Annotated in this window: 16 protein-coding genes; 9 read left to right on the top strand and 7 right to left on the bottom strand. The window is 69.5% G+C overall.

The window, feature by feature from the left end:
• Window positions 1-24 precede the first annotated feature (24 nt).
• From AC07Q9_RS30835 to AC07Q9_RS30800, 8 genes are all read left to right on the top strand, one after another.
• A complete protein-coding gene (locus AC07Q9_RS30835; protein ID WP_495312878.1) occupies window positions 25-993 on the top strand; it encodes a tripartite tricarboxylate transporter substrate binding protein in 969 nt (322 codons plus the stop codon).
• A 40-nt stretch (window positions 994-1,033) separates the two neighbouring features.
• On the top strand, window positions 1,034-2,224 hold the full coding sequence (locus AC07Q9_RS30830) for an acyl-CoA dehydrogenase family protein (RefSeq protein ID WP_495312877.1): 1,191 nt from the start codon (window positions 1,034-1,036) through the stop codon (window positions 2,222-2,224).
• Between the two features lie 24 nt (window positions 2,225-2,248).
• Window positions 2,249-3,280, top strand: coding sequence for an acyl-CoA dehydrogenase family protein (locus AC07Q9_RS30825; protein WP_495312876.1), 1,032 nt, complete (start codon window positions 2,249-2,251; stop codon window positions 3,278-3,280).
• A 268-nt stretch (window positions 3,281-3,548) separates the two neighbouring features.
• Window positions 3,549-5,003 carry an MFS transporter gene (locus tag AC07Q9_RS30820; protein ID WP_492685239.1) on the top strand — a complete coding sequence of 485 codons (1,455 nt, stop codon included), beginning with the start codon at window positions 3,549-3,551 and terminating at the stop codon, window positions 5,001-5,003.
• A gap of 40 nt (window positions 5,004-5,043) precedes the next feature.
• The gene (locus AC07Q9_RS30815; protein WP_495312875.1) at window positions 5,044-5,703 is read left to right on the top strand and encodes an aspartate/glutamate racemase family protein; all 660 of its coding nucleotides are present in this window, start codon (window positions 5,044-5,046) and stop codon (window positions 5,701-5,703) included.
• 269 nt (window positions 5,704-5,972) lie between these two features.
• Window positions 5,973-6,725 carry a hypothetical protein gene (locus AC07Q9_RS30810; protein ID WP_495312874.1) on the top strand — a complete coding sequence of 251 codons (753 nt, stop codon included), beginning with the start codon at window positions 5,973-5,975 and terminating at the stop codon, window positions 6,723-6,725.
• Window positions 6,722-7,726: a hypothetical protein gene (locus AC07Q9_RS30805; RefSeq protein WP_495312873.1), complete on the top strand. Its 1,005-nt coding sequence runs from the start codon at window positions 6,722-6,724 to the stop codon at window positions 7,724-7,726. Before AC07Q9_RS30810 ends, AC07Q9_RS30805 begins: the two co-directional genes overlap by 4 nt.
• 166 nt (window positions 7,727-7,892) lie before the next feature.
• Window positions 7,893-9,647, top strand: coding sequence for a carboxylesterase/lipase family protein (locus AC07Q9_RS30800; protein ID WP_495312872.1), 1,755 nt, complete (start codon window positions 7,893-7,895; stop codon window positions 9,645-9,647).
• Between the two features lie 17 nt (window positions 9,648-9,664).
• On the opposite strand, the gene AC07Q9_RS30795 is transcribed toward AC07Q9_RS30800, so the two are convergent.
• Window positions 9,665-10,297, bottom strand: coding sequence for a response regulator (locus AC07Q9_RS30795; protein ID WP_307694114.1), 633 nt, complete (start codon window positions 10,295-10,297; stop codon window positions 9,665-9,667).
• Window positions 10,294-11,355 carry a sensor histidine kinase gene (locus AC07Q9_RS30790; RefSeq protein WP_495312871.1) on the bottom strand — a complete coding sequence of 354 codons (1,062 nt, stop codon included), beginning with the start codon at window positions 11,353-11,355 and terminating at the stop codon, window positions 10,294-10,296. Before AC07Q9_RS30790 ends, AC07Q9_RS30795 begins: the two co-directional genes overlap by 4 nt.
• Before the next feature lie 200 nt (window positions 11,356-11,555).
• Here AC07Q9_RS30790 and AC07Q9_RS30785 point away from each other — a divergent pair, with 200 nt between their 5' ends.
• Complete coding sequence (locus AC07Q9_RS30785; protein ID WP_495312870.1) at window positions 11,556-12,674, top strand: ABC transporter substrate-binding protein; 1,119 nt, start codon at window positions 11,556-11,558, stop codon at window positions 12,672-12,674.
• A 144-nt stretch (window positions 12,675-12,818) separates the two neighbouring features.
• On the opposite strand, the gene AC07Q9_RS30780 is transcribed toward AC07Q9_RS30785, so the two are convergent.
• The 5 genes from AC07Q9_RS30780 to AC07Q9_RS30760 form a co-directional block, all read right to left on the bottom strand.
• Window positions 12,819-13,277 (bottom strand): RidA family protein, encoded by a 459-nt coding sequence (locus AC07Q9_RS30780; protein ID WP_062476784.1) that lies wholly within the window; start codon window positions 13,275-13,277, stop codon window positions 12,819-12,821.
• The gene (locus AC07Q9_RS30775; protein ID WP_495312869.1) at window positions 13,274-14,260 is read right to left on the bottom strand and encodes a transglutaminase family protein; all 987 of its coding nucleotides are present in this window, start codon (window positions 14,258-14,260) and stop codon (window positions 13,274-13,276) included. The genes AC07Q9_RS30780 and AC07Q9_RS30775 overlap by 4 nt, the downstream gene beginning before the upstream one ends.
• Before the next feature lie 15 nt (window positions 14,261-14,275).
• Entirely contained in the window at window positions 14,276-15,088 is an 813-nt protein-coding gene (locus tag AC07Q9_RS30770; RefSeq protein WP_492678068.1) for a basic amino acid ABC transporter substrate-binding protein, read from the bottom strand.
• A 127-nt stretch (window positions 15,089-15,215) separates the two neighbouring features.
• Complete coding sequence (locus AC07Q9_RS30765; protein WP_495312868.1) at window positions 15,216-17,972, bottom strand: circularly permuted type 2 ATP-grasp protein; 2,757 nt, start codon at window positions 17,970-17,972, stop codon at window positions 15,216-15,218.
• A gap of 78 nt (window positions 17,973-18,050) precedes the next feature.
• Window positions 18,051-21,551, bottom strand: a complete 3,501-nt coding sequence (locus AC07Q9_RS30760; RefSeq protein ID WP_495312867.1) for a transglutaminase family protein — start codon at window positions 21,549-21,551, stop codon at window positions 18,051-18,053.
• Window positions 21,552-21,569: the final 18 nt, after the last annotated feature.

The raw sequence follows: 21,569 nt of genomic DNA, 5'->3' as shown, positions 1-21,569 counted from the left end.
ATCGACAGAGACAGGAGACATCCCATGTTCAAGAAAGCACTGGCCTGCGTGGCCCTGGCCGCCGCCGCGCTCGCGGGCGGTACCGCCGTGGCGCAGACCTACCCGACCAAGCCCGTCACGCTCGTCGTGCCGTTCTCGCCGGGCGGCGCGGCCGACATCATGTCGCGCCTGCTCGCCGAGCGGCTGCACAAGCGCCTGGGCCAGCCCGTGCTGGTGGAGAACAAGCCCGGCGCCGGCACCATGATCGCGTCGGAGTACGTGGCCAAGGCCGCGCCCGACGGCCACACGCTGCTGCTCGCGGCCTCGTCGCTGGGCATCGCGCCCAGCCTGTACAGCAAGGTCAACTACGACCCGGTGAAAGACTTCGCGCCGGTCTCGCAGGTGGCCTCGGTGGTGCACGTGCTGGTGGTGCATCCGAGCATTCCGGCGAAGAACGTGGGCGAGCTGGTGAGCTGGCTCAAGGCCAACCCCAACAAGGCCAACTACGGTTCGGTGGGCGCGGGCACGTCCACGCACCTGGAGGCCGAACTGTTCAACAGCGTGGCCGGCGTGAAGATGCAGCACATCCCCTACAAGGGCAGCGCGCCCGCGCTCACCGACATGATCGGCGGCCAGCTGCAGGTGATGTTCGACGCGTATGCGTCTTCGGGCCCCTTCATCAAGGACGGCAAGGTGCGCCTCTTGGCCGTGACCACGGCGCAGCGTTCGCAGTCGCTGCCCGACACGCCCACCGTTGCCGAGTCGGGCCTGCCCGGCTACGAAGCCATGCCGTGGCTGGGCGTGGTCGCACCGGCGAAGACGCCCGCAGCGGTCGTGAACAGGCTGCACGACGAGCTGCAGGAAGTGCTCAAGGAACCCGAGGTGAAGGACAAGTTCCGCAGCCTGGGCCTGGACATCATCGGCAACAAGCCCGAGGAGTTCGCCGCCTTCCTGCGCAAGGACATCGTGAAGTGGGCCAAGGTCATCAAAGACTCGGGCGCGAAAGCGGACTGACCGCAGTCATCACCACGCAAGAACGAGAAAGCAGACAAGCATGCAAGTGGGTTATTCGGCGGAAGATGAAGCCTTCCGCCTCACGTTGCGCGACTGGTTCGAGACGCACTATCCGCGCTTCGTCGCGGCCTGGCCCGGGGGCACCCCCGACGCCAACGAGCTGACCTGGCGCCGCGCCTGGGAAGACCACGTGTGCCAGGCCGGCTGGTCGGGCCTGGGCTGGCCCGAGGCCCACGGCGGCAAGGCCTGGCCGCTCACGCGGCAGGCCATCTTCCACGAGGAGCAGGCCCGCATCGGTGCGCCGCTGGGCGTGAACATCATCGGCCACGGCATCCTGGCGCCCACGCTGATCCACTTCGCAAGCGAGGCGCAGAAGGCCCGCTACCTGCCGGGCATTTTGAGCAACCGCGAGATCTGGTGCCAGGGCTATTCCGAGCCTGGCGCGGGTTCCGACCTTGCGGCGCTGTCCACGCGCGCCGAGCGGCGCGGCGACCACTACGTGCTCAACGGCCACAAGGTGTGGACCTCGTTCGCGCACATCGCGGACCACTGCTTCGTGCTCGCACGCACCGACGCCGCGGCCGCGCGCCACAAGGGCATCAGCTTCCTGCTGGTCGACATGAAGAGCCCCGGCGTGCGCGTGGAACCCATCCGCCAGATCACGGGCGAGTCGGACTTCAACGAAGTCTTCTTCGAGGACGTGAAGGTGCCGCTCGACGCACTGGTGGGCGAGGAGAACGGCGGCTGGCGCCTGGCGATGGCCGCCGCGAGCTTCGAGCGGGGCACCTACTTCATTCCGCGCCAGGTGCGCTTCACGCAGGAGCTGGGCGCGCTCACACGGCTGGCGGCCGGCGTGCAGAAGGGCGGACGCCCCGCGCTCGACTGCCCGCACCTGCGGCGCGACCTCGCGCGGCTGGCGGTCGACAGCCACGTGTTCAAGCTCAAGTCGTACCGCGCGCTCACACACGCGATGCGCGGCGGGCCGCCGGGGCCCGAGGGCTCGTCGACCAAGCTGCACTGGAGCGAGTCGCACCAGAAGCTGCTCGCCACCGCCATGGAAGTGCTCGGCGAGCGCGCGCTGGCCGGCCCCGAGCCCACGGGCGCCGACCCGCAGGCTGCGGCCTGGGTGCGCGACTTCCTGTGGACGCGCGCTGAAACCATCCTGGCGGGCACCTCCGAAGTGCAGCGCAACATCCTGGCCGAGCAGATGCTGGGCCTGCCCAAGAACTGATTGAAGACGACGACACGACCCGCCATGGATTTCGCATTGAACGACGAGCAGCAGATGCTGCACGCGTCGGCCCACCGCTTCTTCGCCGACCACCACCCGCTCGTGCGCGCACGGCGTGCCTTGCCCTGGACCGATGCCACGCAGCAGTCGCTGTGGGCCGACATGGCCGGCATGGGCTGGATGGCGCTGCTGGTGCCCGAGGCGCACGACGGCCTGGGGCTCGGCATGAGCGAGGCCTGCATCGTGGCCGAGGCCGCAGGCCAGCAGTTGCTGAACCTGCCGCTGGCCGGCAGCGCCGTGCTGTTGCCGCTGTGGCTGCAGGCGTGTGGTGAGGCACCGCCCGAGTCGCTGCGAGACTGGGTGCGTGCGGCAATGGCGGGTGAGCGTGCCTTCCATTGCATCGCGCAGGGTGATGGCTGGATCGACCATGCGGGGCAGGCTTCGGACCTCGTGGTGGTGCAGGGCTGGCATGACGATGCCGTGCCGCTGCGCGTGGCGCTGCGGCCGATGCCCGAGGGCGCGGCATCCGATGCGCTCGATCCCACGTTGCGACAAGCACCGGCGGCTCCCGTGCCGTCACTCGCATGGGAGACGCTGCCCATCGCGCCCGAAGCACGTGCCCGCGTGCGCGCCGCCCACCGCGTCGCGCTGTCGGCGGAACTCGTCGGCGTCGCGCAGGCCGCACTCGACCTCGCCAGCGCCTACGCCTGCGAGCGCGTGCAGTTCGGCAAGCCCATCGGCAGCTACCAGGCCATCAAGCACCAGCTCGCCAACGCCTGGATGGGCGTGGACAACGCGCGCCTGGCCGTGCGCTACGCCGCCGCCGCGCTCGACGGCGGCCTGCCTGACTGGCGCTTCGCCTGCGCCGCGGCCGAGTTCACGGCCATCGAAGGCGCGCAGCAGGCCACGCGCACGGCCATCCAGGTGCATGGCGGCATGGGCTTCACCTGGGAGCATGACGCGCACCTGTACCTGAAGCGCGCGCAGCACCTGGCGACGCGCCTGGGCGGCGCGTCGCGGGCGCTGGACCAGGTCGAGGCACTCGCCTTGTCCTGAACCGCCCCGCGCCGGTGCGCGAACGCCCACGGCAGGTGCGCCTGCCGCGGGCGTTCGTGCGTTGGCGCCCGACATCCGGCCTTCAAGAGGGGAAAACACCCGGCATGCCGTTTGCTTGAGCTTGCTTTTGAATGAAATTTGAATTTCAACTATTTGAAGTAGGTGAAATCCATATGCCATTCAAACGCGATGCCGCCTACGATGCGATCCGCGACACCGGGCTGCACCGCGCAAGCAAGCACTTCATTCCTTCTCAAGGGGTTTTTCCATGGCTGGACCTGCACTCTCCTCCGGGCCCGACTCGCCCCGCGTCGCGGAGCTCGATCGCGCGCTCGACACCATCGGCGTCACGCGTTCGCACCACACGATCATCTTCCTGATCCTCATCGGCTGCCTGTTCGATGCCTTCGAGCAGAACGCGGTCGGCATCGTCGGCCCGATGCTGCGCGAGCAGTGGGGGCTGAGCGCCTCCGACATCGGCTTCCTGAACACCGTCACCTTTGCCTGCGCGGCCATCGGACGGATCATTTCGGGCTTCATCGCCGACCGCTACGGCCGCCGCGTGATGCTGTCGATCGACCTGCTGCTGTTCACGCTCGGCGCGGGCATCTGCGCGATGGCGCCCAACTTCACGGTGATGGCGCTGGGCCGCGCCGTGGTGGGCTTCGGGCTGGGCGGCGAGATCGCCATTGCCGTGACCATGCTGGCCGAGTTCTGCTCGACCAAGTTCCGCGGCACGGCCGTGGGGATGGTGAACGTGGGCGCGGGCGGCCTCGGCAACTTTCTCGCACCGGGCTTCGGCCTGCTGGTGTTCTGGATGTTCCCGGGCGACAACGCCTGGCGCTGGCTGTTCGCCTGCCTCATGGTGCCGGCGCTGCTGGGTGCCTTCTATCGCCGCTACATCCCCGAGACGCCGCGCTTCCTGCTGTCACAAGGCCGCGTGAAGGAAACGAACGCGGTGCTGTCGCGCCTCGCCTCGGGGCGGCTGTCGGGCAAGCCGGCGGCGCCTCAGCCCTACATCACCGACGACGGCACGCTCGCGCAGGCCGCGCGGCCGAAGGTGCGCGTGACCGAGATCTTCCGCGGCGCGCTGGCGCGGCGCACGGTGCCGCTGTGCATCACGATCTGGATGACCTACGGCGCGCAGATCTCGGTGCTCACGCTGATGCCGACCATCCTCGTGACGCTGGGCTACAGCATGTCCAAGAGCCTGCTGTTCACGATGGTGATGCAGGGCGGCAGCCTGCTGGGCGCCATCGCGGCCTCGCTGCTGGGCTTTCACTTTCCGCGCAAGCGCGTGCTGACAGCCGGCGCCGTGTGCGCCTGCCTCGCGGCACTGACCATCGGCTTCGTCGCCAAGAGCATCGTCGTGATCCTCATTGCGGGCGCGGTGTTCCAGTTCTTCGTGCTGCTGCTGAACACCACCATCTGGATCTTCGCGCCCGAGCTGTACCCGACGCGCGTGCGCGCCTTCGGCACGGCCTTCATCCTCGCCACGGGCACGGCGGCCGGCGCGCTGATGCCGCTGGTGGCGGGCCGCCTGTTCGACAGCTTCGGGCTGGTCGGCGTGTTCGGCCTGGCCGCCGCGATGTACGCGGTGTTCGTGGCCAGCGTGCAGTGCGTGCCCGAGACCTACGGCCAGTCGCCCGATGCGCTGCCGCTGCCTGGTGAGGCCGAGGCCGAAGACCGCGCACCGGGCGCGACGCTGGCCCGCTCGAACTGAGCTGCGCACCGACCGATCTCCAAAGAAAGCGTTTTTCCGCATGCCCGACATCCTGCTCATCAACCCCAACGCCTCCGTCGCCACCACCGACATGATGGTCGGCATCGCGTCCGCCGAAGCGCCCGCCGGTTGCCGCGTGACCGGCCGCACAGCGGTGCAGGGCCCGCCGATGATCGTCAACGAAGACGAGCTGAACGCGGCCGCGCTCGAGGTGCTGAAGGTGTGGCGCGCGGCGGCGGGCGAGGGCTGGGACGGCGTGATCGTCAGCGCCTTCGGCGACCCCGGCGTGGCGCTGCTGCGGCGCGAGGCCGGCGTGCCCGTGGTCGGCATCGCCGAAGCCTCGATGCTCGCGGCGGGCGAGGGCGGGCGGCGCTTCGGCATCGCCACCGTCACGCCCGACCTCGTGGCGCCCATCGAAGCGCGCGCCGCCGCGCTCGGGCTGGGCGCGCAGTTCAGCGGCATCCGACTCACGCAGGGTGATCCGCGCGCGCTCGCGGCCGATGCGCAGGCGCTCGAAGACGCATTGGCGCAGGCCGTGCAGCGCTGCATCGACGACGACGGCGCGCAGGCGGTGATCATCGGCGGCGGTCCGCTCGGGCAGGCCGCGCTCGCGCTCGCACCGCGCTTCGAAGTGCCGGTGATCGCACCGATCGGTGCCGCGATGCGGCTGCTGTGTTCGAAGCTCGCGGTCACACCGTGAGACGTTCGTTGCGGTGAGGAGATGCGAGGCGTTTTGGCAATGAACGCCTTCTAGAATGAAACGACACACTTGTCCGCAAACATCGGGCAAGCCGCATCGTTCGTTTTCTTTCTTGCATGCCTCACCTTCGACCGCGTTCCGCTTTCCTCGCTTTTCTTCTTCTCTCTTCCCTCGGCGCCGTCGCGCAAACCGCGACACCCCAGCTGGTCCTCGTGCCGCATCACGAGCGCGCCCCGGAAACATCCAACGCCCCCGCACTCGACCTTGCCGTGACGCGCTTCGCGGGCATGGCTTCGGGCTCGTACTACTGGCCTGAAGGTCTGCTGGCCGAGCAGCTGATCTCGGGCCTGGCCTCGCGCCCCGACCGCAAGCAGCAGGCGCTGCCTGACGGCCAACGACTGCTTTCGTCGTACCGCCGGCCCTACGACGGCGGCGAGCGCGCGGCAGTGCTGGTCGACGACCGCAGCGGTGACGTGCTGGCTGCCGCACTGGTGCATCGCAGCTGCGGCAAGGACTCGTCGTCGAGCGGTTGCCTCGACGACCAGCATGCCGTGCTCTCGATCTTCTTGCGTCCCGGCCTCGACCGCACCAAGGCGCAACCGCTGGTCGCATGGAGCCAGCAGGTTCCCGATCGCATGCAGGGCGGCGAGGGCGTGGGCGAGAAGATCGCCACGACCGAGTACGTCACGATGGACGCCGCGCGCACCACGGCGCGTCCCATCGTGCGGCCCAACAAGGCCTTCTCTGCGCAAGTGCCGCTGTACCCCAAGGCGCTGATCTACGGCACCGCGCAAGACGCGCTGAGCGACGCCAAGGCGAAGCGCGTGCTGCGCCTGCAGACCGTCGACACGCCACAGCAGGTGCTGGCGTTCTACAAGCAGCTGTCGCCGCCGCTGAAGGACGTCGAGTCCGGCGACGGCTTCATCGTCGGCAGCCGCAACGGCCTGCGCTTCTCCGTCGAAACGACGGTCCCGCGCGACATGCCCGCGATCACGAACATCGAACTGGAAATTTCCGAATGAAGAAGACATTGATTCCGGCGGCGCTCGCGTCGCTGGTGTTCGCCTGCGCGTTCGCAGCCCATGCACAAGACACCGCAGCGCCCGTCACGACGGAACTGCCCCCGCCCGCGCTGCGCCTGAGCGAGCAGACGCGCATCCGCAGCGCCGTGATCGGCCTGGTCGGCTACGCGCGCGGCAGCTACACCGAGCCCGACACGCTGATCGCGCAGCAACTGCTCGAAGGCATGCGATCGAAGTTCGACGTCACGCGCACCGTGTGGCCCGACGGCCGCCAGGTCATTGCATCGGTCAGCGGCGGCGGCCACGGTGAAGAGCGTGCCGCCATGCTGATCGACGCCGACGGCCGCGTGCAGGCGGTGGGCCTGGTCAACGGCCATTGCCGTGCGGCTGCCAAGCGCGACGACCCCAAGGTGTGCAACCCCTTGCCGCAGACCGTGCTGTCGGTCTTCCAGCATGCCGGTGCCAGCCAGGCCGACGCCGCGCCGCTCGTGGCCTGGAGCAAGCAGCTGCCGTCGTTCCTCGCGGCCATGGCCGAGAGCGACGATCCGGCGGACGTGGCCGCTGCGCAGAAGATCGCGCGCGTCGAATACATCACCGGCCAGCCGGGCGTGCCGGGCTGGCGCGTCGCGCAGCTGCCGCCGGGCTTCCCGGCGTCGCTGCATCCGATGCTCGTGCAAACGGCCGAGGTGAACAGCTCGGCTAGCGCCGGGAAGATCGTGCTGCCCAAGGGCCTGGCCGGCCTGCCGATGCGCACGGCCTACGAGCGCTCGCAGCGCCCCGAGGCGCAGTTGCCCGATGCCGAGGTCACGCTGCGCAGCTACGAGCCGATCGCCAAGCTGGTCGACACCTACCGCGAACTCGCCAAGGGCGCGACGCTGGACGAAGAGGGCCGCGAGGTCGTCTTCAACGGCACCGACGGCGCGGGCCGCTACAGCGTGCGCCTGCGCGACGCGAAGGAAACCGGCGTGTTCATCACCGTGGCGAGCTGGAAGCGCAAGTAGCAGCGGCCAAGCGTTGCATGGCCCTTTGCGGGGCGGATGTCAATCGGAGGATTCTTGCCGCCCCCCTGCGATGACACCGAGGCGGGCGGGGCAGGGTGCTCACGAGAATCGATGCATGACCCTGGCCGTCAGAGCCCGCCGCATCCACCTCGAGGAGACAACCACCATGCACCGCTCCCGTTCTCTCGCAGGCCTCGTTTGCCTGCTGCTTCGCACCACGGTCCTGTGGGCGCTCGCGATGCTCGCGGCGCCCGCGCTGGCCGCCTACAACCAGAGCCTCACGCGCACGCTGGACGCCGGCCAGATCTACGGCAAGGTCGCGGCCAACAACACGCACGCCTTCCTAGGCATTCCCTTCGCGCAGCCGCCCGTCGGCAACCTGCGCTGGCGTGCCCCGCAGCCGCCGCAGCCGTGGAGCGGCGCGCGCGCCGCGACCACGCTGGCCGGCATGTGCGCGCAGGTCGGCAACCCCTTCGGCGAGCCCGACCCGGCCACCTTCGGCCAACCCGTGGGCACCGAAGACTGCCTGTACCTGAACGTGTGGCGCCCGAACTCCAGCGCCGAGAACCTGCCGGTGTTCTTCTGGATCCACGGCGGCAGCAACACCAAGGGCTCGGCGCGCGAACCGGCCTACGACGGCGCCTACCTGGCGCAGAAGGCCAACATGGTGGTGGTCACCGTGCAGTACCGCATGGGCATGCTGGGCTGGCTGAACCACCCGGCCATGAAGACCGGCAACGCGCTGGACGACTCGGGCAACTTCACCACGCTGGACCTCGTGCGCGCACTCGACTGGGTGAAGGCCAACGCGCGCGCCTTCGGCGGCAACCCGGGGCAGGTGACGGTGGCGGGCCAGTCGGCCGGCTGCATCAACACCTGGGGCCTGCTGCAGTCGCCGCTGGCCGACGGCAAGTTCCACCGCGCGCTGTGCATGTCGGGCGTGCCCAATGCGTACCCGCCGGTGGTGGGCACGCTGGCGGCTGACTCGCTCATCGACAACCTGCTGGTCGACACCGGCCGCGCCTCGACCACGCTGCAGGCCGCGGCGCAGCGCGTGACCATGAGCGCCGCCGACATCGCCGCCTTGCTGCGCGGTGCGAGCGCGGCGCAGATCATGAAGTTCACGCCCAGCCCCGTGGTGCCGGGCCACTTCACCGACGGCACCGTGATCCGCGCGAGCGGGCTGCCCGGGCTGCTGGCGGGCAACTACAACAAGATGCCGCTGATGATCGGCTCCACGCACGACGAGGGCTCGTACTTCGCCTTCCTGTTCGGCATGGGCCAGCCCACGCAGCAGGAGCTGTGGAACCTGACCAACTACGCAGCGCCCGGCAGCGTCACCTTCAACCAGCTGATCAAGCCCGAGTTCCGGCCGATCTACACGCAGACGCATGAAGTGATCAGCTACGCGCTGGACAACGTGATCGACAACGTGATCCGCGTGCTGCGCCTGCAGAACGGCGACATCTACCGCTACAACTACAACTGGGACGACACGCCGCAGCCCTGGAAGGACACCTTCGGTGCGTTCCACGGCATCGACGTGGCGGCGCTCTTCGGCAACTTCGTGACCGACGAGCCGAACTTCATGCGCTTTGCCTGGAGCCCCGCGAACGCAAGCAGCCGCAAGGCGCTGTCGGACAAGTTCATCGGCCACGCGGCGAGCTTCGCCCGCTACGGCGCACCGAGCCGCATGCTCGACGGCCAGACGACCTGGAACAACTGGACCAACTTCGTGTGCCTGCTGTGCAGCAAGCGCATGATCTTCGACAACCAGCCGCGCATGTCGGCCGACGACTACCTGTTCTTCTGGCCGCGCTATTCGCTGCTGTCGCCGCAGCAGCGGGAGTTCCTGTTCCAGCAGATCGACTTCAACGCGTTGCCCGAGTCCGTCGATCCGTTGCGCAACGGCACTCGCTGAGTTCCTGAAAAAGCCAGCTACTGGATGATCCCGTGCCGCACGGCATAGAGCACCAGCTCCGCCGTGCTGGCCACGCCCAGCTTGTCCAGGATGTTGCTGCGGTGCGTGCTCACCGTCTTCACGCTGATGAGCATCTCGTCGCCGATGGCCGTGAGCGACAGGCCCTTGAGCATCATCCCCATGATCTGGTGCTCGCGCACCGTGAGCCTCTGGTGCGCGGGGCGGTCGTCGCGGCCTTCGAGCTGGCCGCTGACCTGCGAGGCGGCGCGCGCGCTCAGGTACTGGCCGCCGGCCGCCACGCAGCGGATCGCGCGCACCAGCTCGGCGGGCTCCGCGTCTTTGGCGATGTAGCCGCGCGCGCCGGCCTGGATGGCGACCAGCGCGTACTGTTCCTCGGCGTACATCGACAGCATGAGCACCGGCAGCGCCGGCTGCAGCGCGCGGATCGAGGCCAGCACCTCCAGGCCGTTGCGGCCTTCCATGTTGATGTCCAGCAGCACCACGTCGAAACGGCGCTGGCGCACCAGCTCGAGCGCCTCGGCACCGTTGCCGGCCTCGGCCGTGGTGCGCAGGTCGGTCTCGTCGAGCAGCAGCCGCTGCAGGCCCGAGCGAAAGATCGTGTGGTCGTCGACCATCAGGATGTCGATCATGCGGGGCCGTTCTCCTGGTGCAGCGGCACGCTCAATGCGAGCCGCGTGCCCGCACCGGGTGCCGAGCGGATGTGCAGCTCGCCGCCGATCTCGCGCGCGCGTTCGCGCATGCTCAACAGGCCCAGCGCACTGCCCTCGGGGGCATCGGCGTCGAAGCCGCAGCCGTCGTCGTGCAGCGCGAGCTGCAGGCGCTCGCGGTCCACGCGCAGCCGCACGTCGACGCGTTGTGCTTTGGAGTGGCGCGAGATGTTGGTCAGGCCTTCCTGGAAGATGCGGTAGACCGCCGTGGCGTGCTTGGGTGCGAGGCGCAGTGCGGGTGCGTCGGTGTCCAGCGCATGGGGCACGCCGGAGCGGCGCGTGAAAGCCTGCAGCTCGTTCGCGAGCGCCACCGACAGGTCGAGATGGTCGAGTGCGCTGGGGCGCAGTGCTTCGGACATCTGCTTGACCGTGTCGATGGTCTGCTGCGTGAGCGCGATCAGGTCCTGCGTGAGTGCCTGCACCTCGGGGTTGTCGGCGCGGCGCTGGATGCGCGTGACGTCCATCTTGATCGAGGTCAGCATGCCGCCGAGCACGTCGTGCACATCGCGCGAGAGTGCCAGCCGTTGCTCTTCGAGCTTGTTGGCGGTGTAGGCGGCCAGGGCCTGCAGCTGTTCGCGCGAGCGCTGGCGTTCTTCTTCGTTGCGCAGGCGGTCGGTCACGTCGACGCCCACGCCCATCACGGCCGGTTGTCCCCGGTAGGTGATGCGCGAGCCATGGACCTCGATGAAGCGCACGCGGCCGTCGCGGTGCAGGCCGCGCGTGATGAAGTGCATGCTCGGTGGCTGCCCCGCCAGCCGGGCGCGCACGCGCGAGCGCACCACCTCCAGGAAGTCGGGCGGCACGAGGCGGTCGAGCGACATGCCGATCGCTTCTTCCACGGTGTAGCCCACGATGCCGGCCCAGGTTGCGTTGCAGTACACGAAGCGGTCGTCCTGGATCACGTAGATGCCCGCGACCATCTGTTCGACGATGGCGTCGAAGGGAATGTCCGGCTGGCGCTCGGGTGCGGGATCGGTCATGGGGTGGGCGGTGGCGCGCTGCATGATAGGTCGGGGGCCGCGCCACGCACCCCGCGCCCGAGGGTTTGCGAGCAGCAGGGTTCCCCGTAGCGCCGGCCGGAAATGTCCGATGGCCGCCGCGTGCGGTGCGCCGCCAAGATCGGGGCCCGCCTGCTTCAGGCTGCCCCACGGCCGGCGACGCCGGCAAGGACGACACGACGATGGTCTACCGCTGGCTTGCGCCTCTGCTCCTCCTGTGCCTGGGCCTGCCGGGCCGCGCCGACGAGATCGTGGTGGGGCAGTCGCTGCCGCTGAGCGGGCCGCTCGGCGAGGCCGGGCGCAACGTGAAGGACGGCATCGACGCCTACCTGGCGCGCGTGCAGCGCGAGGGCCTGCTCGGGCGCCACAAGCTGGTGTGGCGCGCGCTGGACGACGGCTACTCGGTCGAGCGCCACACGCAGAACATCCGCCAGCTGGTGGTGCAGGACAAGGTCGATGCGCTGGGCCTGTCGGCCGGTACCTCGCACATCGACGCGGCCTACCCGACGATGCGCGAGGCGGGCACGCCGCTGATCGGCGCGATGACCGGCGCGTCGGCGCTGCACGGCGCGCAGCGCGCGCTCATCTACCACCTGCGCGCGAGCTACGCCGACGAGGTGCGCCAGCTGGTCGCGCAGGCGGTGTCGGTGCGGCAGCGGCGCGTGTTCGCGGTCTGGCAGGACGACGGGCTGGGGCGCGACGCCTTTGCGGCGCTCGAGGTCGCGCTGCGCGGTGCGGGCATCGAACTCGTGGGGCAGCAGGGCGTGGCGCTGGCGCAGATGGACGGCGCCGCGCTGGCCGCGAGCGTGCGCGCGGCCAAGCCCGATGCGCTGTTCGCGCTGTGCGTGACGCCGTGCGGGGTGAAGCTGCTGTCGGGGCTTGCGGCGGAAAGTGGCGTGGCGAGGCCGACGCCGTACATGCTCTCGATCGTCAACGGCGAGGTGCTCGCCAAGAGCGTGGGGCCGGCGGCGCGCGGTACCGTGATCTCGCAGGTCATGCCGAACCCGCGGCTGGCGACTTCGCCGCTGGTGCAGCGCTACCAGCAGGACATGCGCAGCCACATGGGCCGCGACGAGTTCAGCTACTTTTCGCTGGAAGGGTACGTGGTGGCGATGGTGACGGTGGAGGCAGCGCGCACCGCGCTGGCCGCTTCACCACGCCGCTCGATGCAGGACGCCATGAAGCTGATGCTGCGGCGTGAGATCGAGGGGATTCCGGTGTCGAGTGGCGACGACCCTGGGGTGCGCCCGCATCCGGTGACGTTGTCGATGATCGGCAACGGAGGGCGGCTCATTCACTGAAGGCGCGAATAAACCTACTGCGCGTCCCGATCTCGCATCTGCGGTCCTCACCGTACGGGTGTACGGTTCCGGTCCTCGATGCGACCTCGGGCCGCTCGCTACGGTTTCTTCACGCCTTCAGAGGCTGAGCCGCCCTGAAGAAGATCAGCCGATCTCGGCGATCAGTTCGATCTCGACGCAGGCGCCCATCGGGATCTGCGCCACGCCGAAGGCGCTGCGTGCATGCGCGCCCTTTTCGGGGCCGAACACTTCGGCGAAGAACTCGCTGGCGCCGTTGGTCACCAGGTGCTGTTCGGTGAAGGTACCGACCGAGTTCACGAGGCTCATCACCTTGACGATGCGCTTGACCTTGTTCAGGTCGCCCACGGCCGCGTGCAGCGTGCCGAGCAGGTCGATGGCGATGGCGCGTGCGGCTTGCTTGCCTTCGTCGGTGCCGATGTTGGCGCCGAGCTGGCCGACCCAGACCTTGCCGTCCTTCTTGGCGATGTGGCCCGACAGGAACACGAGGTTGCCGGTCTGCACGAAGGGCACGTAGGCGGCGGCAGGTGCGGACACCGGGGGCAGGGAAATGCCGAGGCTGGAAAGCTTGTCGTAAACGCTCATGGAGACTCCTGATCTGGGGATGACGATGACGGGGGTGATTGTGTCTGTGTTTGCGCCGCCGACGCGGGCAGTTGCACCACTTCCCCCACGGGTTGCACGGTCACGCCGACATGCAGCGTGTGGCGCGCGCCGCCATGCAGCACGCCGCGCATCGGCGAGACGTCGGAATAGTCGCGCCCGATGGCGAGCGTGACGTAGTCCTCGCCGGGCTGGCGGCCGTTGGTGGGGTCGAAGTCGGCCCAGTCACCCACGCTCTCGGGGCCTTCGCCCTCGCCGGGCAGATACACCGACACCCACGCATGCGAAGCGTCGGCGCCCACCAGGCGCGGCTGGCCCGGTGGGGGCTGCGTGAGCAGGTAGCCGCTCACGTAGCGCGCGGGCAGGCCCATCGCGCGAAAGCACGCGATGAGGATGTGGGCGAAGTCCTGGCACACGCCCTTGCGCTGCGCCAGCGCTTCAACGGCGGGGGTGTTGATCTCGGTGCTGTCGGCGTCGTAGGCGAAGTCGCGGTACATGCGCTCGGTGAGGTCCATCGCCACGTCGAAGGTGGGACGTTCGGGCACGAAGCTGGCGCGCGCGTAGGCGATGAAGTCGTCGTGGCGCGGCACGTACGGCGAGGGAAACACGAACTCCGAGGCGGGGTCGAAGGGCGCGTCCTTGCGAAAGCGGAAGCGCTCGCGCACGGCCTCCCAGGGCAGCTCGCGCGCGACGGTGGGCGAGAGCACGGGCTGCGAGGTTTTCACGACGCTTTCGGCCGTGACGATGAGGTGGTCGTGCGTGCTTTCGAGCGCGAAGAAGGCGCGCGTGTTGCCGTACAGGTCGGGCACCTCGTTGCGTTGCGCGGGCGCGGGGTCGATCGTGAGCTGGTGGCTCACGAGTTCCTGCGACGCGGTGGCCAGCGGGCGCAGGTGCGCCAGGTGCTGCGCCGTCTCGACCGCCGGCGCGTACGCGTAGCGCGTTTCGTGGGTGACGTGCAGCAGCATCGCGCGGCTCGCTGTCTACTTGGACTCGGCGCCGAAGTGCGAGGCGTAGATCTTGGCGTAGGTGCCGTCGGCCTTGATGTCGGCCAGGCCCTTGTCGATCTTCGCCAACAGCTCGGCGTTGCCCTTCTTCACGGCGATGCCGTACTGCTCGGTCGAGAAACCGGCGTCGCTCACGGTCTTGAAGCCGCCGCCCGGGTTGTTCGCCAGGTAGTGCGCCACCACGCCGTTGTCGGCCACCACGGCCTGCACGCCGCCGGCCTCGAGTTCCTTGAGCGCCAGCGGCGTCGATTCGAAACGCTTGATGTCGGTGCTCGACTTGCCCAGCAGCTTGCCCACCACCTCGTCGCCGGTGGTGCCGTTCTGCACGCCGACCTTGAGCTTCTTGATGTCGTCGAACTTCGCGACCGTCGAGTCGCTCTTCACGGCGATGAGCTGGCGGGCCTCGAAGTAGGGCTGCGAGAAGTCCATCGTCTGGCGGCGCTCTGGCGTGATCGTGATGGCCGACACCAGCAGGTCGCGGTCGCCCAGCTCGAGCGTGTTGAAGATGCCTTCCCACGGCGTGTTGACGAACTTCACTTCGATGCCGGCCTTCTGCGCGACGGCCTTCACCACGTCGATGTCGAAGCCCACGACCTCGCCCTTTTCGTTCTGCGATTCGAAGGGCGTGTAGGCCGCGTCGGTGCCCACGACCAGCACGCGCGGTGCGGCAGCGGGCGGCGGTGCCGAAGCGGCCGCGGGCGCGGCGGGTTCCTGCTTGCCGCAGCCGGCGAGCGCGAGGCCGACCAGGAGGCTGGCGGCGGTCAGTGTGAGACGACGATGGATGAACATGAAGAGCCTTCTGATTTGTTTGTTCGTGGAACGCCGCAGAACCGGCTTTGCCGGGCTGCAGGCGTTGCCCCCGGCGAGGGGGAGTGCGAAGCGACACGAAGTGCGCGCAGCATGGGGGAGTACCGGTTCATGCGCCGACGGAGCGCAGCGATTCGGATGTGAGCGTGAAGTAGCGCGTGCCGATGGCGTCCGACACGTGGTACGCCGCCGTCTCGCAGGTGGCGAGCAGTTCGACCAGCGCGGGGTAGTCGGCGCCGGGGCCGGCCGCGCACAGGTGTTCGAGCGTCCAGGTGGCGGGGTCGGGCAGCTCGTACGACAGGGCCGTGAGCTTGCCCGGCGCGCTGCCCGCGAGCCGCGCGATGCGCCCGCGCAGGGTCTGCGTGACCCAGGCCAGCGAACGCGGGTTCTCGGCGTCGAGCACCAGCAGGTCGACCAGCGTGGCGACGTCGCGGCGCTGCTGGTAGCGCGCATGGAAGGTGATGGTGCTGTCGAACAGCGCCACCATCGCCTCGAAGCCGCTCACCTCGTGCACGGCGTCGTTGGCGAAGCCGGCCTCGAGCGCGCTGGAGAGAAAACCCAGCCGCTCGATGTGGCGGCCGATCGACAGCAGCCGCCATGCGTCGTCGCGCGTCATGCGGTCGGTCTGCGCGCCGGTCATGGCGGCCAGCGCGGTGCTGGCGGATTCGAGGGCGCGCAAGGCGGCGCTGGCGGCAAAGCTGCCTTCGCCAGCCTGCTCGGCCGCGCGCCGCAGGAAGTCGCTTTCGGCGCGCACGATCTGGTTCCAGTTGTCCTGCGACAGCCGTTCGCGCACGGCCGCCGCGGCCTGCCGGATGCTGCGCAGGCTGTAGCCGACGCTGCCACCGTGGTCGACGTCGCCCAGCTCGGCGATGAGCGCGCGTTCGAACACGCGGCGGGATTGCGGCGCGCTCGGCGCTTCGGCCGGCACGAGCGCATTGCGCACCGCCATGCGGTGCAGCCATTCGAGCAGCGGGCGCGAGGACTGGTCTTCGCTGCCCAGCAGGTTGAGCGTGAGGCGCGCCAGACGCACCGCGTTCTCGGCGCGCTCGGTGTAGCGGCCGAGCCAGAACATGTTCTCGGCCGCGCGGCTGGTGACCGGCGCGCGGTGCCGCGCCAGCGAGGCCGGCGTGGCGTGCGGCTGCAGCAGCGTAGTGCGGTCGACCTCGCCGTGCGTCTGCACCCAGACGTCGGCACTGCTGCCGCCGCGCTGCATCGAGGCGATCTGTGCGTCGGGGCCCGCCAGGCGCGCCAGGCCGCCGGGCAGCACGCGCCACGACTGCGGGCCGTCGCTCACCGCGAACACGCGCAGCATCAGCGCGCGCGGCGCGATGTGGCCGGGGCCGAGGTCGCTGGCCCAGGTCGGCATCTGCGACAGCGGCAGGTAGCCCTGCACCGTGTGGACGTCGCCCTCGCGCACGATGCGGCCGGCCCATTCGTCGATTTCGCGGCGGCCGAGCTGGCTGCCGAACACGGCGTCGAAGCTGGAGCGCCCCTGGAAGCCGGGGTAGGTCGGCTTGATGGCGCTCTCGCCCAGCTGCGGCAGCACGGCCTCGAGCGAGGCGCGTTCGCCGCACCACCAGGTCGGCAGCGCCGGCAGCTTGAGTTTTTCACCGATGAGCCGCAGTGCCAGTCCCGGCAGGAAGCCCAGCAGCGCGGGCGACTCGAGGAAGGCCGAGCCCGGCATGTTGGCCACCAGCAGGTTGCCCGCGCGGATCGCCTGCAGCAGGCCGGGCACGCCGAGCGTGGAGTCGGGACGCAGCTCCAGCGGGTCGAGGAACTGGTCGTCGAGCCGCTTGATGAGGCCATGCACCGGGCGCAGTCCCTGCAGCGTCTTGAGGTACAGGCGCTGGTCGCGCACCGTGAGGTCGCTGCCCTCGACCAGCGTCAGGCCGAGGTAGCGCGCCAGGTAGGCGTGCTCGAAGTAGGTCTCGTTGTACGGGCCGGGCGTGAGCAGTGCGATGTGCGGCGGCGAGCCCGACGGGCACATGCGCTGCAGGCCTTCCATCATGGCGCTGTAGGTGGCGGCCAGCCGCTGCACCTGCAGCGCCTCGAAGGCCTGCGGAAACTGCCGCGTGATCGCGAGGCGGTTCTCCAGCAGGTAGCCCAGGCCCGAAGGCGCCTGCGTGCGCTGCGAGACCACCCACCAGTTGCCGTCGGGGCCGCGTGCGAGGTCGAAGGCGGCGATGTGCAGCCAGGTGTCGCCCGCCGGCTTCACGCCGTGCAGCGCGCGCAGGTAACCGGGGTGGCCGCGCACCAGCGCCGGCGGCAGCAGGCCTTCGGCCAGCAGCTGCTGCGGGCCGTAGGCGTCGGCCATCACGCGGTCGAGCACGCGCACGCGCTGCTGCACGCCGGCCTCGATCTGCGCCCAGCTCTCGGGCGAGACGATCAGCGGGAACAGGTCGAGCGACCACGGCCGCTGCGGGCCGTTGGCGTCGGCGTACACGTTGTAGGTGACGCCGTTGTCACGGATCTGCCGCTCCAGGCTGACCGCGCGCCGCGGCAGGTCGTTGAAGCCGCCAGGGCCGAGCTGTTCGAAGAAGGCGTTCCAGGCGGGGGTGAGCGGGGGCGGGTCGCTGGACGGGGAGGACTCCTGTCCTTGCGACTGCGACTGGGGGGACGAGGGGGACTGTGACTGCGATTGCGATTGCGACTGGGTCGGTCGTTCCTCGGCGGCGTCGTACAGCAGCGGGGCCGCGGCGGGCGCCGGGGCCGCGCCCGACACCGGCTGCGAAGGCGCCGCGGGCGTCGCCTGACCCCGCAATTCGTCGAAATGCCCAGGCAGGGCCGCCGGCGCGAGCGAAGACGCCAGCGCCGCCGGATGCTCCGGGGCCTGGGCGTCGAACAGGGATTCGTTCAGGGGTTCCACAGGGGGGAGATTGTCACATCACCGTCACCGGGGCCGATCCGGCGGTGCGACAGGGTTCCCCCTGAGTCCTCGGGCCGGTCAGCGCCGCAGGTCCAGCGTGAACGGAAACTCCCGGCTGCCCGGCAGCTCGATGGTGGCCGGCGGCGTGCGCAGCAGGCCCGGCGTGTGGCCGGTGCGCGTGAAGCGCGAATGGCGGCGGCTCTCGGCCTCGTAGGCGTTGACCGGGAAGGTGTCGTAGTTGCGGCCGCCCGGGTGGGCGACGAAGTACTGGCAGCCGCCCAGCGAGCGCTTCATCCAGGTGTCGACGAGGTCGAAGGTCAGCGGTGCGTGGGCCGGGATGCTCGGGTGCAGCGCCGAGGGCGGGTTCCACGCCTTGTAGCGCACGCCCGCGACGAATTCGCCGGTGACGCCGGTGGGCTGCAGCGGCAGCACCTTGCCGTTGACGGTGACGACGTGGCGGCTTTCGTTCAGGCCGGTCACGCGCACCTCGATGCGCTCCAGCGACGAATCGACATAGCGCACCGTGCCACCGGCCGAGCCTTCCTCGCCCATCACGTGCCACGGCTCCAGCGCGTTGCGCAGCGACAGCTCGACGCCCATCGACTGCATCTGGCCCACGAGCGGGAAGCGGAACTCGAAGTGCGGAGCGAACCAGTCGGCATCGAACGCAAAGCCGGCCTGGCGCATCTCGCTGATGACATCGTCGAAGTCCATCTTGACGAAGGTCGGCAGCAGGAAGCGGTCGTGCAGCTCGGTGCCCCAGCGGGTGACGGGCGCCTGGTAGGGCGCGTCCCAGAAGCGGGCGACCAGCGCGCGGATCAGCAGCTGCTGCGCGATGCTCATGCGCGCATGCGGCGGCATCTCGAAGGCGCGCAGTTCGAGCAGGCCGAGGCGGCCGGTGCTGGAATCGGGCGAGTAGAGCTTGTCGATGCAGAACTCGCTGCGGTGCGTGTTGCCCGACACGTCGATCAGGATGTTGCGCAGCGTGCGGTCGACCAGCCACGCGGGCATGTTCTGGCCGTAGATCTCGCGGTTCTTGGCGATCTCCTTCAGCGCAATTTCCAGCTCGTAGACCTGGTCGTTGCGCGCCTCGTCCACGCGCGGCGCCTGGCTGGTCGGGCCGATGAACATGCCCGAGAACAGGTAGCTCAGCGACGGGTGGTTGTGCCAGTACAGCAGCAGGCTGGCCAGCAGCTCGGGCCGGCGCAGGAAGGGGCTGTCGGCGGGCGTGGCGCCGCCCATCACGAAGTGGTTGCCGCCGCCGGTGCCGGTGTGGCGGCCGTCGGTCATGAACTTCTCGGCCGACAGGCGCGTCTCGAACGCGGCGTTGTAGAGGAACTCGGTGTGGGCGACCAGTTCCTTCCAGTTGTGGGCCGGGTGGATGTTGACTTCGATCACGCCCGGGTCGGGCGTCACGGCCAGCATCTTCAGGCGCGGATCGCGTGGCGGCGGATAGCCTTCCATCACGATGCGCACGCCGAGCTGCTGCGCGGTGGCTTCGACGGCGGCGACGAGGTCGAGGTAGTCCTCCAGGCGTGCCAGCGGCGGCATGAAGACGTAGAGCACGCCCGAGGCGCTGCCCTTTTTCTCGGCCGCCGGGCCGTTGGCGCGGCGCGGGTCGCGCACCTCGACGCACAGCGCGGTGCGCGTGACCCAGTGGGCCGATTCGCCGCGCAGCGGCTGGCGCGTGGCGGGCGTGGCGGCATCCGCAGCAGCGGCTGCATCGGCCTTCGCCGCATCGCCGGGGCTCTGCATGCGCAGCGACGCGGCCACCACGGGCGGCGCGCCGAAGGTGTAGGGCACCTCGCCGAGGTCGGCGCCGGCCACCGGGGTGGCGGTGGCATAGCGCGCGCGGTAATCGGACGCGCTGGGCAACGCGGCGCGCGGCGCGGTCGGGTCGCGCTCGATGAGGTAGGGGTAGTCGCCCTTGCTGGCCCACGGCTGCGAGTCGAGCGGCAGGCGGTAGCCCATGGGCGAATCGCCCGGGATCAGGAACAGGCGGTCGTCGCGCAGGAACCAGGGGCCGGTCTTCCAGCCGGGGCCGGCAAGCGCGGGCGCGTCGCTGTTGGCGTTGCCGGGCTCGATGGGCAGCATGTAGCCGATCACCGCGTCGAGCTTCTGCGTGAAGACGCGGCGCAGGCGCACGCGTTCGAGTTCGTCGTCGAGCTTGGAGTCGAAGGGGTCGACGTTCACCGGCAGGCGGCGTTCGCGCCAGAGGTAGTAGTAGGTGTCCTCGTAGCCGGGCTGGATGTAGCGCTCGGTGAGGCCCAGCTTGTGCGCCAGCACGGTGGTGAAGCGGCGCGCGTCTTCGCTCGTGTAGTGCGTGGGAAAGCGTTCGTCGGCGAACAGCTCGGGGTCGTGCCACAGCGTCTGGCCGTCGGCGCGCCAGAAGATCGACAGCGCCCAGCGCGGCAGCTGCTCGCCCGGGTACCACTTGCCCTGGCCGAAATGCAGGAAGCCGCCCTGGCCGTACTCGGCGCGCAGCTTGTGCACGAGCTCGGTGGCGTAGCCGCGCTTGGTGGGGCCGAGCGCGTCGGTGTTCCATTCGGCCGCGTCGCGGTCGCCGGTGGCCACGTAGGTCGGCTCGCCGCCCATCGTGAGGCGCACGTCGCCGGCCACGAGGCGCGCATCGACGGCGTCGCCGAGCGCGAGCACCTCGGCCCATTGTTCTTCGGTGTAGGGCTTGGTGACGCGCGGCGATTCGTAGATGCGCGTGACCGTCATTTCATGGCTGAACTCGACCTCGGACTCGTCGACCCCGCCCTCGATGGGCGCGGCGCTCGACGGCGTGGGCGTGCAGGCCAGCGGAATGTGGCCTTCGCCGGCCATGAGGCCCGAGGTGGCGTCCAGGCCGATCCAGCCGGCGCCCGGCAGGAACACCTCGCACCAGGCGTGCAGGTCGGTGAAGTCGACCGTGGTGCCGCTCGGGCCGTCGAGGGCCTTCACGTCGGGCGTGAGCTGGATCAGGTAGCCCGACACGAAGCGCGCGGCCAGGCCCATGTGGCGCAGCAGCTGCACCAGCAGCCAGCCCGAGTCGCGGCATGAGCCGCTGCCGTTGGTGAGCGTTTCTTCCGGCGTCTGCACGCCGGGCTCCATGCGGATGAGGTAGTTGACGTCCTGCTGCACCTGCTGGTTCAGGCCGACCAGGAAGTCGATGGTGCGCTGCTCCTTGCGGTCGACCTTGTCGAGGTAGGCCTCCAAGAGCGGCGTGACCGGATCGGCCACGAGGTAGGGCGCCAGCTCTTCGGCCTGCGAGGCCGTGTACTTGAAGGGGAAGTTCTCGGCCTGCGGTTCGAGAAAGAAGTCGAAGGGGTTGTAGACCGCCATCTCGACCACGAGGTCGACCGTGACCTTGAACTCGCGCGTCTTCTCGGGGAACACGAGCCGCGCCTGGTAGTTGGCGAACGGGTCCTGCATCCAGTTGACGAAGTGCTCGGCCGGTTCGACCCGCAGCGAATACGAGATCACATTGCTGCGGCAATGGGGCGCGGGGCGCAGTCGCACGACTTGCGGGCCCAACTGCACCAGGCGGTCGTATGTGTAGTGGGTGACGTGGTGGAGTGCGGCGTGGATGGACATGCGTAGGGGCGTGCAGTG

Source organism: Variovorax sp. GW821-FHT09A10 (genome assembly GCF_059418385.1).
Note: the sequence above shows the minus strand (reverse complement) of the source record. Positions and strands in the feature narration are given on the sequence as shown.